This window comes from Flavobacterium sp. UBA7680, assembly GCF_002482975.1.
GTDB lineage: Bacteria > Bacteroidota > Bacteroidia > Flavobacteriales > Flavobacteriaceae > Flavobacterium.
The window spans coordinates 186,257-198,777 of record NZ_DLHA01000017.1 but is presented as its reverse complement, the minus strand read 5'-3'; the positions used below and the strand labels follow the sequence as shown (position 1 = coordinate 198,777).

General features: G+C 32.8%; 11 protein-coding genes and 1 tRNA gene. 2 read left to right on the top strand and 10 right to left on the bottom strand.

The window, feature by feature from the left end; genetic code table 11:
• Position 1: 1 nt before the first annotated feature.
• On the bottom strand, positions 2-769 hold the full coding sequence (locus B3C18_RS03410) for a ParA family protein (RefSeq protein ID WP_053472385.1): 768 nt from the start codon (positions 767-769) through the stop codon (positions 2-4).
• A gap of 272 nt (positions 770-1,041) precedes the next feature.
• Positions 1,042-1,443 (bottom strand): septal ring lytic transglycosylase RlpA family protein, encoded by a 402-nt coding sequence (locus B3C18_RS03405; RefSeq protein ID WP_291142398.1) that lies wholly within the window; start codon positions 1,441-1,443, stop codon positions 1,042-1,044.
• Positions 1,444-1,636: 193 nt separating this feature from the next.
• On the opposite strand from B3C18_RS03405, the gene B3C18_RS03400 reads away from it, so the two are divergent.
• Positions 1,637-3,805: a hypothetical protein gene (locus B3C18_RS03400; protein WP_291142395.1), complete on the top strand. Its 2,169-nt coding sequence runs from the start codon at positions 1,637-1,639 to the stop codon at positions 3,803-3,805.
• Positions 3,806-3,875: 70 nt separating this feature from the next.
• On the opposite strand, the gene B3C18_RS03395 is transcribed toward B3C18_RS03400, so the two are convergent.
• The 3 genes from B3C18_RS03395 to B3C18_RS03385 all read right to left on the bottom strand — a co-directional run bounded on the left by B3C18_RS03395 (position 3,876) and on the right by B3C18_RS03385 (position 6,730).
• Positions 3,876-5,666, bottom strand: a complete 1,791-nt coding sequence (locus tag B3C18_RS03395; protein ID WP_291142392.1) for a hypothetical protein — start codon at positions 5,664-5,666, stop codon at positions 3,876-3,878.
• Between the two features lie 14 nt (positions 5,667-5,680).
• Positions 5,681-6,094 (bottom strand): hypothetical protein, encoded by a 414-nt coding sequence (locus tag B3C18_RS03390; protein ID WP_053472380.1) that lies wholly within the window; start codon positions 6,092-6,094, stop codon positions 5,681-5,683.
• A 558-nt stretch (positions 6,095-6,652) separates the two neighbouring features.
• Positions 6,653-6,730, bottom strand: a tRNA-Pro gene (locus tag B3C18_RS03385).
• Between the two features lie 153 nt (positions 6,731-6,883).
• Here B3C18_RS03385 and trxB point away from each other — a divergent pair.
• Complete coding sequence (gene trxB, locus B3C18_RS03380) at positions 6,884-7,831, top strand: thioredoxin-disulfide reductase (RefSeq protein WP_291142388.1); 948 nt, start codon at positions 6,884-6,886, stop codon at positions 7,829-7,831.
• Between the two features lie 156 nt (positions 7,832-7,987).
• On the opposite strand, the gene B3C18_RS03375 is transcribed toward trxB, so the two are convergent.
• The 5 genes from B3C18_RS03375 to B3C18_RS03355 form a co-directional block, all read right to left on the bottom strand.
• Positions 7,988-8,821, bottom strand: a complete 834-nt coding sequence (locus tag B3C18_RS03375; RefSeq protein WP_291142385.1) for a GIN domain-containing protein — start codon at positions 8,819-8,821, stop codon at positions 7,988-7,990.
• Between the two features lie 85 nt (positions 8,822-8,906).
• Complete coding sequence (locus B3C18_RS03370; protein WP_291142382.1) at positions 8,907-9,644, bottom strand: head GIN domain-containing protein; 738 nt, start codon at positions 9,642-9,644, stop codon at positions 8,907-8,909.
• 3 nt (positions 9,645-9,647) lie between these two features.
• Entirely contained in the window at positions 9,648-11,393 is a 1,746-nt protein-coding gene (locus B3C18_RS03365) for a PspC domain-containing protein (protein WP_291142380.1), read from the bottom strand.
• A 3-nt stretch (positions 11,394-11,396) separates the two neighbouring features.
• The gene (locus B3C18_RS03360; protein ID WP_017498072.1) at positions 11,397-11,729 is read right to left on the bottom strand and encodes a PadR family transcriptional regulator; all 333 of its coding nucleotides are present in this window, start codon (positions 11,727-11,729) and stop codon (positions 11,397-11,399) included.
• A 122-nt stretch (positions 11,730-11,851) separates the two neighbouring features.
• Complete coding sequence (locus tag B3C18_RS03355) at positions 11,852-12,310, bottom strand: DUF4870 domain-containing protein (protein WP_256636001.1); 459 nt, start codon at positions 12,308-12,310, stop codon at positions 11,852-11,854.
• Positions 12,311-12,521: the final 211 nt, after the last annotated feature.

Here is a 12,521-nt window from a genome sequence, read left to right as displayed (position 1 = left end):
ACTATTTACTGTTTTTCTTTATAATTTCTTGAGCTAAATTAATGTAATTAACCGCACCTTTACTTGTAGCATCATAATTAATGATACTTTCTCCAAAACTTGGGGCCTCACTTAATTTAACATTTCGCTGAATAACGGTGTCAAAAACCATATCGTTAAAGTGTTTTTGAACCTCTTCAACTACCTGATTAGATAAACGTAATCTTGAATCATACATTGTAAGTAATAATCCTTCGATGTCAAGATCAGGGTTGTGAATTTTTTGAATACTTTTTATAGTGTTCAATAATTTTCCTAATCCTTCAAGTGCAAAATATTCACATTGAATAGGGATTACTACTGAGTCGGCAGCTGTTAAAGCATTTAAGGTTAATAAACCTAATGAAGGCGCACAATCGATAATGATGAAATCATATTCTTCTTTTGCTTCTTCTAATGCTTTTTTAAGCATGTACTCACGATTTTCTTTGTCGACCAATTCGATTTCGATCGCAACAAGGTCAATGTGAGCAGGGATCACGTCAACATTTGGAGCCGAACATTTTAAAATGGCTTCTTTTGGTGTTATTGTATGTTCAAGAATTTGGTAAGTTCCAAGTTCAACAGATTCTACGTCAATTCCAAGGCCAGATGTAGCATTAGCCTGAGGATCAGCATCGATCAATAATACTTTTTTCTCTAAAACACCTAATGAGGCTGCAAGATTTACAGATGTTGTAGTTTTTCCAACGCCTCCTTTTTGATTAGCAATCGCAATGATTTTGCCCATTTATTTTCTGAATTTTGAACCGTAAAAATACAATTATTTATGGTTTTTGAAAATCTATTTTGTTAACATTTGTGAAACTTCGCTTAATCGTTGTTTCGTGCGTGTTCGGCAGAAATTAATTTGAGTTTTGAGCAGAATTACAAACAAGATTTTGGTTATCGTGAATGCTATTTTGAAGTAAAAACGTATGGATTTAAATTTTACTTTACAGAAATGATCACATTGAGGTTTTCTTTCCTAAATCTTAGGTAATATAAATAATGAAGAGGGCTTTATTTTATAATTTCAATTGTTACAGTAAGTGCGCCGCTCTTTTTATTTGAAGCAATGTTCATAAAAGCTCTTTTGCTTAGGTCAATTTCTCTTCCGTTAACAAAAGGACCGCGATCTGTTATTTCTACAATAACACATTTATTATTTTGTTCGTTTGTGATTTTAAGTTTTGTGCCAAAAGGAAGTTTTTTGTGAGCAGCAGTCAGATCATTATTATTGAATTTTTTACCGCTGGCCGTTTTTCGTCCATTAAATTTATCATGATAATAAGAAGCATGTGCATGTTCTTTATATAAAACATACTGGCCGTTTTCGATATCTAAGTCTGTATCATTTGGAACTTCCTGCGCTGCTGCTATTCCTGAAAAAGCTAAAGCAATATAGAGTATTAATATTTTCATTTTCTAATTTCTATTGGGCGCAAAAAAAATCTATTATAAAAAAATGAGAATATGCTATACGGTTTATTTATGCTATTAAAAGGCATTATTTGGTCTCGTTGTATAGTTTTTGATAAGAAAATTGAAAAATATAGGTTAAGGATTATGACTACTTTAGAATCCCTAAAAAACTATTAAACCAAAAACAATTTTTATGATTAAAAAGTTAACCTCAGTATTTACGGCGTTTGCGTTTATGCTGATTCTATGCAGTTTTGCAACATCTAATTCATCTAATAAAAAAGTACTAGAAAATAAGATAGAAGGCAAGATTGTTTACAATAAGATAAAACATAATATAACATTATCTTGGCCTGCATTTGGTTCTTCGGGAAATTATGTGATTACAAGGGGAGGCAGTCGTCTGGCATCTAATTTTGTATCGGTGAGCTCAACTTCTAAATTAACGTTTACAGATAATAAACCGAATAAAAATAAATACGAGAATTATTATAAAATAACTCGTAACGATATAACAATACTGCTTTCGTTAGAGAATCAAATTTTTGGCAGCAATATGTATTTCTATGATCGAAAGTATGAAAAAGCTGAAACGGCCAAAAATGATATTAATTCACAATTTAGTGCTATTGGTCTGGGTGGAGCAAACGGCGAATGGACTACGAAACGTCAGGCCTATTATTTAAAAGCAAACGTTAATGGTCAAACTTACGATTCAGGCGGTTCAGGTTCAGCATCATCGGCAGAAGCTAACTCAATTGAATTAGGATTCTACTCTCACATTGGAGGTTTAGGAAAAGTACCGTCAGATGTTAAATTGGGTTCTATTTTTACAAGACCTCACCTTTCTGGTGGAGCAAATGCTACGTGTACATTTTGGCGTTCTGTAGAAAATGTAGAGGTAATGCGTGATTTTGCATGGACAGTTTCTCAATCAACCAGCGCACGAAGAATATTGATTGAAAGTACTTCGAAATATATTTCAGATATTGGAAATACTAATTTTTGGGGCAGCGGTGGTTTTATTGCCGATACTCATTATACATCAAACAGACCAAACTGGGCTGGACAACAGCAATGGTACACTAGAAATGCTGTTTTTCCTTCGGGGTCGGGAGCTATGGGAGGCTCGTATAATATGGTTTGGCAAGGCTGCGTTAATCCTCCACAAGCTGATGATACCAATTCTCCAATTCCTACGACACCTATTATAAGAGAAAAACCTTTTCTTTTTATAGATAATGATGGTGAATACAAAGTATTTGTTCCGGCATGGCAAAAAGATAGAGTAGGAGTTTCATGGTCGTCAACAGATATGGGGAAAGGTAAAGTTCAAGATTTACTTACCGATTGGTATGTTGCTAAAGAAGGTGACACCGATGTAGAAATTAATAATGCGTTAAAAGCAGGTAAAAATATATTTTTCACTCCGGGACATTATGCATTGAATGCGCCTATTCAGGTAAATAGAAAAGATGCAATTCTTCTTGGTGCAGGTATAGCTTCGGTAACATTAGAACCTACTGAGAAAAATACTTGGGGATGTATTTATGCCGATGATAAAGACGGAATTATCATTGCCGGACTTCTTACAGATTCATTTAATAGTACAACATATCAGGTTAGAATTGGTGAAGAAGGTGCAAAAGCAGACCATGCTACAAATCCTATATTACTATCAGATATTACTTGTAGAGTGGGCGGGGTTCAGTCAAAAAATATTCAGATACATACTGCTATGCAAATAAACAGCAGTAATGTTGTGGGCGACCATTTCTGGTTATGGCGTGCTGATCATGGTTCGCAGAAAGGCGGAGATTTGCGATGGATAAGAGACAGATGTAAAAACGGACTTATCGTTACAGGAAATGATGTTACACTTTATGCGCTGTTTACAGAACACTTTCAGGAATATGAAGTTTTATGGCTTGGAGAACGCGGCAGAACTTATTTCTTCCAAAACGAACCGCCTTATGATGCTCCAAATCAAGCAAGCTGGAGTAGTCAAGGAGGTAAAGTTGATGGTTATGCAGCATTTAAAATAGCCAATACTGTAAAAGACTATCACAGTATAGGAATGGGTTCTTATGCAGTTTTTACAGGAACAGATGGAAATGTGAATAAGAAAAATGGCTTTGAAGCGCCTAATAGTCCAAATGTAAAACTTGAAAAAATGTGTATTACTCGTTTTGCCGGGCCGGGAAATATCCAAAATGTTATTAATAGTATTGGCGGAAGCACTGCAACTGGTGTAAAACGTGTGGCATTATATAATAATAGTGAAGGTACACAGCCTTTTGACGAAGAATTTAATTTGCCTAATAAGGAATCGTTTCCTGCTTATATTGTTATGGAGAAATAAATAAGATATAGATATTTTGAAATAAAAAATGACAAGGCTCGAAAACCTTGTCATTTTTTATTATTATCATTTATTGGTTATTGCTTCCAAAACTCGGCATTGGTATGCGTAATCCAAAAAACCAATACGGATCTCCTGTGAAGATGTTATAAGCGATACCGCTTTGAACATAATCATGCAGTGCTGTAATTACTATTCCCGCACCTAATTCAGGAACATCATCTTTGTCGAAATCTGGTGCAGATACATGTAAGCCAATACCCCAGTCCAATAGTTTATTGTACGTTATGGATTTTCTTCGTTTTTTTTTGTCAATCCATCCTTTGAACAAAAGATTGTAATATGGAGCCATTTGAAATTGCGTTTGTATGGCTGTTGGCGTAAAGGGGTCTGCAAAAACAATTCCTACAGTACTTATTACGTGAGTTAAAACCTTAAATAAATATATTTCTCTTATTTGAGTTTTTATTTCAAGATTGCTGCTTTTATCATATACGGAAAATTTTAATGCTACTCGGTTCCCTTCCTCGCGATAACCCGCATTGGTAAGATCGAATTCAAAGTTTTTCTTTATCTCAGTTAAAGATAATTTTAAAACAGCATCGCTAAATTCTAATGCTGCTGCATCGAGTTTGCGTCCTTCGATGATATCTTTAATGGTTGTGTTGTTTAAATTGTTTATTGCGTCTATTTTAGTTGTAAAATTTGCAACAATAGCTGAAAAGGTATTGGTGATATTTGGAGAAAGATTAATGGCTGTTCTATTGATACTAGATTTTAAATCAGAAGCTTTTTTCTTTAAAGTTTCTAAAGTTGTAGAAAAATATGTAATGTCTGATGTGATTTTAGAAACCAAATCAGTAATATTTTCTCCTTTTTGAAATTTTAGATTTTTATAATAAGCTATTCGTCTTTCCGCATCTTTTTTAAAGGTTTCAATATCGCTTGCTAATGTCTTTGCTTTTTGTACAATATCCTCCACACTAGGGTCGGATTCCAATTTTTTTATTTCCAGTTTTATTTGATCGGCAATTCCGGTATATTCTGTCCAAGCTAAATCTTTAATGGCTTTAATTTGCATATCAGTCATTTGGTTTATTAAATCCAGTCCTTTATCTCTATTTTCTTTTGAATATTTCTGTAAATCTGCAAGTTCTTGTTTCTGCTCAGGTGTTAAAGATATTGCCCAACGTTCAACTTCGTATTGTTGTTGAGGGGCGATGTTGTCAAAACCATCAATGTGTAAAGGGATTTTTTCACGTTTAGTAATAAGCCATGCGCCAAATTTTATAGATACACCTTCTTCTTTTGCATAATCGAAAAGTTTTGCTTGTTCTCTTTTTAGAACTACAGCCGCAGCCATATAGGATCTTGAGAACATGCCATCGGTTCCTGTTTGATCATAAAAGCTGTCAGCAATATTATCAATGTCTTTGTCAATTAAACTGATATTGTCAACTAACTCCGCAAGTATTTGTAAATCTTTTAATTGCTTATGAATGGCTTCAGGATTTTTTGAATAACTGCTGTAGTCAATACGATTTATAAGATTGTCTATTTTTTCGAGTACATCTTTTTCAGTTTTAAGAACATTTTTTAAAGCCGTAATTTTAGTAGCAATTTCTTGAGGCAGGCCTTTATTGTTTGCGTAAGACGAAACGATATTTTCGGTTTCAATATCAATCATGAGGACGCTATTAATATCTGCTATTCGATTATTTATATAATCTGTCTTAGCATTACCATTTGCATCAAGCCAATTACCATCTTGATCTTTTTCTGTTACTTTAAACAGGTCTTGCGCTTTAACCATGTATTGTGTGCCAATGGTTAACAATAATAAGAAGAGTATTTTTTTCATAAACTTATTAAAGATTAAATGGATAAATCGGCTGCAAGCGCTTTTAGAACTAATCGGTCTGTTTTAGCTTCTGGAATATTAAAATAATTTTGAGCGGAATAAATATATCCTATATTGTTGTATACTGCTGATATGCAAGTTATTAGGTAATTTTGTGAATTATTCCAGTCAATTTGAACCTCAGGTTTTACACGTAGACTTTTTAATAAAGGTAATACTAAAGAAGGAATTGGAATATGTATACAGCGTACACCTTTGTAATATGGATGGCCTGAGTTTATTTTTTTATAGCAAATTTGTAAAGCATTTTGCGCTTCAGTACTATTTCCTAAAACAACAAGAAATGTCCATGGGTCCGAAATAAGTTCACTTAATGTACTAGTTGCATCTTCTGCATTTGTGCTTGAAAGTGTAAAGTTTTGAATCATAGCTAATAATGTTTTATTTTTTATGTTAATACCAAATGAAAATGAATTTTAATTTAATCTAATTTGGATAAACTTCTTTAATGAAATTTACAATTTCTTTTTACTAATAAATGTCAAATCTCGTTATTATTGTAAAGAAATAAACAAGTATAAATACTTGATTTTTAATTAAAAGTAATGTTTGAAATTTACTCTAAGATATTTAATTGTTTTGAAAAGGTTGAATTAGGAATATAAAAAGTTAAATAGTGGCGCGATAACCTTTCAATTGTAAGTTGGGTTTAAAGCAAAAAAAGGCTTTTCAAGTAAATGAAAAGACTTTTGGTCGGGGTGGCAATCCCGAAAGCTTTCTGGAGAACCTGTGGTCTTCCCGATTTTCAATCGGGATGTGATAATCGTTCTATGCTATGATTTTATTTTTCAGTTTATTGCAAAAAAAAAAGTCTTTCCAAGTAAATGGAAAGATTTTAGTCGGGACGTGATAACCGTTCTATTCTATGATTTTATATTTCAGTTTGTTGCAAAAAAAAAGTCTTTTCAAGTAAATGAAAAGACTTTTGGTCGGGGTGGCAGGATTCGAACCTGCGGCCTCCTGCTCCCAAAGCAGGCGCGATAACCGGGCTACGCTACACCCCGAAAGCGGATGCAAAGATATAAATAAAATTCGTTTACAAAAGGAAAATTTCAAAATAAATAAAACTTATTTTGAGATAGCTATTTCAGATTTATTTTCGGTGTTATTTTTTATAATAAAGTTTACATTTGCATCACAAAAAAACAATACACATTATGTCAGATACAATAGAAAAAATTAAATGCCTTATTATAGGTTCTGGCCCTGCAGGTTATACTGCAGCAATTTATGCAGCCAGAGCAAACATGAATCCGGTTTTATATCAAGGTATGCAGCCTGGAGGTCAGTTGACAACGACTAATGAAGTAGAAAATTTCCCTGGTTATGTTGATGGTGTTACAGGACCAGAAATGATGGTTCAGTTACAAGAACAAGCAAAACGTTTTGGTGCTGATATTCGTGATGGCTGGGCTACAAAAGTTGATTTTTCTGGAGATATTCATAAAGTTTGGATTAACGATTCAATCGAATTGCACTGTGAAACTGTTATTATTTCTACAGGTGCTACAGCTAAATATTTGGGATTACCATCAGAACAGCATTATTTAAATATGGGAGGCGGCGTTTCTGCCTGCGCTGTCTGCGACGGATTTTTCTACCGTAATCAAGAAGTTGTCATTGTTGGAGCAGGAGATTCTGCTTGTGAAGAAGCACATTACTTATCTAAACTTTGTAAAAAAGTAACGATGTTAGTAAGAAGCGAGAAATTCAGAGCTTCAAAAATTATGGAAGAACGTGTTCGTAAAACAGAAAATATCGAGATTTTAATGAATCACGATACTGTTGAAGTTTTAGGAGATTCAAATGTAGTACATGCTATTAAAGCTTTAAATAAAACAACTGGTGAGACTATTGAAATTCCTGCAACAGGATTTTTCGTAGCAATTGGTCACAAACCAAACACAGATATTTTTAAAGATTACATCACTCTTGACGAAACCGGATATATCATAAATACACCGGGAACTTCGAATACAAATGTAGCAGGTGTTTTCGTAGCCGGAGATGCTGCAGATCACGTTTACCGTCAGGCAATTACTGCTGCAGGTACTGGTTGTATGGCTGCACTTGACGCAGAACGTTATTTAGCTTCAAAGGATTAAGTTTGTTTCAGGTTTCAGGTTTTTTTTGTTTCAAGTTATTGGAACGTAAAACTTAAAAATAAAAAATCCCGGTCTAAATTTTAGACCGGGATTTTTTTTATAATTAGCGTTCCTATTTTCAACTTGAAACCTGAAACAAAGAAAACTTGAAACAAATTATTTAATTTTCTTAATCAGCTTAGCTTCTTCAGAGAAACGAGTTAATTCAATTTTTGGATTTCCGAATAAAGATAATTCTGCTTTATCACCAACGGCAATAGAAACCGTAGTTTCGGCTAAAATACTTCCAACAGAATTACTTTCAGCCGTTACATTCGCATCTTTCAAAGTAAATTTTGTTCCAGTGAAAACCGAATTATTATCTAAACGGATTGTCGCTTTTTCGGCAATTCCTTCAATAGTAGCATTTGCTTTTTGGTACAAATCACATTTAAATTTAGTGGCAGAAACCAAAGTTTTAATAGAAGAACTTTTGCTCAATTGTAAACTTCCGTCATCAGCTTTTAAGTTTAATTCTGTTCTTGATTTGTCATCAGCAATTAAATTGAATTTTTTTGAATTAACATTCAGGTACAATCTGGAATAATCAAAACTACTAAAAGTAATATCATCTAATTGAACTTCCTGAATGGCATAAATTTTTGCCTCATTTTTTGCAATTACTTTAGTTAATGAACTCGTATAAGTGATTTTTACAGAAAGCTTTTTGAAAATTGTACTTTCTTTTGATGTGTATAAACGAAGCGTTTTATCTCTTAAATCCATTCCAATGATTTCATGAAGATTGTCATCGGCTTCAATTTTGATTTCGTTTTTTTCTCCTTTTTCAAGATAAACTTCAATATTATCATCGGCTTCAAGAGCATCAAAACTTCCTACGTCTTTAATAGAGGTAGTTACAATTTTAGATCCTTTTACTTTTTCTCTCTTTTGAGCAAAAGTTAATGTTGTAACCAAAAGCAGTAGGAACAGGGCTGTATTTTTTTTCATTTATTTTAGATTTGATTTTGACAAATATAAAAAAATCATCCACTTTAGATGAATGATTTCTTTTATATTTAACAGTTTAAAAATGTTAGCTTTGACTAACGCTTCCTCCAGAACTTGCTGTTTTCTCGATAGTCTTTGGAACATTGTTATAGTTAATGTTCCCGCCGCTGCTCGCTTGTGCTTTTAATTTTAAAATTGGATGAACATTTATAACTGCTCCGCTCGAAACATCGGCATCAACGTCATTTGCTAATAATTTTCCCGCTTCGATTGAAGATCCGCTTGACGCTGAAGTCTGTACTTTTAATGCTTTTCCTTTAATGTCAATTGAGCTTCCGCTGCTTGAATTACAAGAAATATTATCAGACTCTACATCTACATGCATTGAAGCTGCACTTGAAGTTTCTAATTCTATGTTTTCTCCCTGAAGTGTATTTTTGCTTAACACACTCGCAGCGCTCGATGCTTCAACTCTGCTCACATGAGGCATTTTTACCGTTACTTTTTTCTGAGTTACGTTACGGAAAGAAGAGAATTTGCATTCAATGATCAAAGTTCCGTTTTCAACTTTTGTAATGATTTCTTTCTGCAAATTATCATCAGCTTCAACTGTAATGTCTACCGAATCAGATTGCTGAATAACCAAATCTATTGCATTGCTTACTTCGATGTTTTTAAAATCTCCCTGAACAATTCTTTTTTCAGTCGTTACATTGCCGCTGCCTTCAATTGTTTTCATGTTAAAGTCATTACATGAAGCAAACAATAGTGCAGTAATTGTGGCAATAACAAATTTCGTAATATGAATGATTATTTTTATCATGGCTTAGTTAATTTTAATTATAACTCCGTTTTTATCAGTGGTTAGCTTTCCGTTAGTTTTTTTACCGTTTAAAATTTCTTTTCCATTTACTTTAATAGAAACTTCGTTTACAGTATCTTTTTCAATATGATTTTCTTCATTGTAATCTTCATTATAATCTCCGTCATGATCTTCATCGTCCATTTCTTCTGCAGGGCAGTTCAAACATTTAATTTTTGAACCTTCTACTTTATAGTTGTAATTTCCGCTAAAGTGTAAGTTAAAGAAATTATCGTCAGTATCATCATATTCTTGTATTGATGCATCTGGTTTAAATAATTGACCTTCTGGTAAATATAAGAACACATCTACTTCCTGACCTCTGAATTTGTTTTTAACATCTGTCAGAAAATAATTATCCAAAATTAAACGATTTCCACTAACCTGGTATTTAAAATTGATTTTTTCTGCTCTTTTTTTAGCGTTAGTTAATGAATTTCCTCTAGCGCTTTTTTCTATCTGAATATAAGGAGAAGCTTCATCAGTACGTAAAACATGTAAACGAACATCTGTTGAATAGATCAAATCATTTCCAGCTGAATCCTGTACAAATTGAAAATCTCCGTGGCGATATAAATCTTTAGCGTAATAGTCATTGTATCTGAATTTTACATACAAAGTATCTTTTGGAGTAATACCAATTATTTTCTTTTCTACCACTTTATTGTCGCGAGAGATCTCTGTAGCTTGTTTAATTCCAATACTAATTGCGATTGCAAGAGCAATAATCCATACGGCTAATAAAGTATATTTTGTAATGTTACCAATTGATTTTAAGTTTGGAGACAACAATTTAAATCCTAATAATGTTAAGAAGAAAAACGGAATCCCAAATACAAAAAGCATTAATAAACCAAAAGACCAAATAGGATATTCTGTAAAGTTTCCGGCTTCAATAAAATTCTGCCAAGGGAAATCAACAAAAGCATTCGTTCCTAAGGTAAAAACCCCAACCATTAACATGATTAAAACCGCAATACCAGATATGATTAAAATTACTCCTAAAAATTTAGCGAAGATTTTAAAAACCGTGATGATAAAGTCTCCAAATGAACTACTTATTCTCTCAGCTCCCGACTTTACCTGGTTTCCCATTTTGTCATAATCTGCATTTTTAAATTTATCAGACAATGAATCTATTTCTTCACGAACTTTTTTTTCAATGTTCGAAATCGTAACCGGTTCACCTGTCATTTCTAGTTTTTCAGAAGTTGTAATAGCCTCAGGCGTTACAATCCAAAGAACGAAATAAGCTAAAATCCCAGTTCCAAAACCTGCAAAAACGAATATTAAGAATACGATTTTGATCCATACAGCATCAATTCCAAAATAGTGAGCCAAACCAGTTGCAACACCGCCAATCATACCATTTTCTTTGTCACGGTATAATTTTTTGTGACTTCTTCCACTATAATTATTAAAAGACTGATTTGATTTTTCTTCCTCGTCAATGATATAATCTTCAGGTTGTCCCATCACCGCAATCACTTCGTCAACGTCTTTCAGTCCAACAACATGTTTCTCGCTTTTTTGTTTTTCTGTTAATAATTCAGAAACACGCATTTCGATATCTTTAATAATTTCATCCTGTCCAGACGAGTTGTTAAGTGATCGTTTTATAGCGTCAAAATAGCGTGTCAATTTTAAATATGCATCTTCATCGATGTGAAAAAACATACCGCCTAAGTTAATATTTACTGTTTTGTTCATGACTTATTGATTTTGATTGGTGATTAGTTTTACGGCGTCAGACAATTCTGTCCAGGTACCGCTAAGTTCGTTTAAAAATGTTTGCCCTATTTCGGTTAATCCATAATATTTTCTTGGTGGTCCAGATGTCGATTCTTCCCATCGATAATTTAGTAAACCGTCGTTTTTCAATCTAGTTAAAAGCGGATAAACTGTTCCCTCAACAACTAGTAATTTTGCGTTTTTTAAAGTGTCTAATATTTCAGATGTATATGCGTCTTTTTCTTTTAGAACAGATAAGATGCAAAACTCAAGAACACCTTTGCGCATCTGTGCTTTTGTGTTTTCAATGTTCATAATTTCATTTTGTTTTTTTTAGATTGAACAATTCGTTTTTTGATTGATGATAATTGATTGATGATTGATTGTTTTTGTGCTATAACCTTTAACCTTTTGTCACACTGAGCGAAGTCGAAGTGTTACTTTATAAAAGAAATCGTTAACGGATATTTGTATAATTCTCCGTTTGAAGCTTTTATAGAAGCATAAATCACTAAAAAGAATTCAACAAATTTTAAAAGTCCAAAAAGTACTACTGCCGTAGCTCCAATACTTAAAAGGCCAATGTTTCCTTCAAAATTGAAATTTCTGATGTAGAAATCTTCATTGTCATTAAAAACAGCTTCGATTGGAAGGTTTTGTAAAAAAACCGTAACAAAAACCGGGATTGCGATTAAAGCTAAGATTAACGTGTAAAGCAATAAACTTAACTGAAAGTTCAAAGCTTGTTTTCCGTGATGATCTACAAACTCCGATTTGTCTTTATAACTTGACCAAATGATGATTGGAAAAATATAATTTCCAAACGGAATAATGTATTGACTTAATGTACTTAAATGTGCGAATGCCGAAGTATTCTTTTCTGATGATTTTTCCATGATGAGTGGTTTTGATTGAGTGATTAAAAGCATATAGTAATTTCTTATGCAAATATATATCTAAAAGACAGTATCTTGTTTTACATAGTACTAATTATTAACAAAATTTTAACAAATTAAAAATTAATTTAAGATATATAATTAACTGAAAATCATTGCGAAGTATTGATTTTACTGATGGTTTTAGAAAGTAATGTCAATTTATTGTGCG

Coding starts and splice junctions, on each gene's coding strand:
- B3C18_RS03410 (WP_053472385.1), bottom strand. CDS start 769: ATGGGCAAAATCATTGCGATTGCTAATCAAAAAGGAGGCGTTGGAAAA.
- B3C18_RS03405 (WP_291142398.1), bottom strand. CDS start 1,443: ATGAAAATATTAATACTCTATATTGCTTTAGCTTTTTCAGGAATAGCA.
- B3C18_RS03400 (WP_291142395.1), top strand. CDS start 1,637: ATGATTAAAAAGTTAACCTCAGTATTTACGGCGTTTGCGTTTATGCTG.
- B3C18_RS03395 (WP_291142392.1), bottom strand. CDS start 5,666: ATGAAAAAAATACTCTTCTTATTATTGTTAACCATTGGCACACAATAC.
- B3C18_RS03390 (WP_053472380.1), bottom strand. CDS start 6,094: ATGATTCAAAACTTTACACTTTCAAGCACAAATGCAGAAGATGCAACT.
- trxB (WP_291142388.1), top strand. CDS start 6,884: ATGTCAGATACAATAGAAAAAATTAAATGCCTTATTATAGGTTCTGGC.
- B3C18_RS03375 (WP_291142385.1), bottom strand. CDS start 8,821: ATGAAAAAAAATACAGCCCTGTTCCTACTGCTTTTGGTTACAACATTA.
- B3C18_RS03370 (WP_291142382.1), bottom strand. CDS start 9,644: ATGATAAAAATAATCATTCATATTACGAAATTTGTTATTGCCACAATT.
- B3C18_RS03365 (WP_291142380.1), bottom strand. CDS start 11,393: ATGAACAAAACAGTAAATATTAACTTAGGCGGTATGTTTTTTCACATC.
- B3C18_RS03360 (WP_017498072.1), bottom strand. CDS start 11,729: ATGAACATTGAAAACACAAAAGCACAGATGCGCAAAGGTGTTCTTGAG.
- B3C18_RS03355 (WP_256636001.1), bottom strand. CDS start 12,310: ATGGAAAAATCATCAGAAAAGAATACTTCGGCATTCGCACATTTAAGT.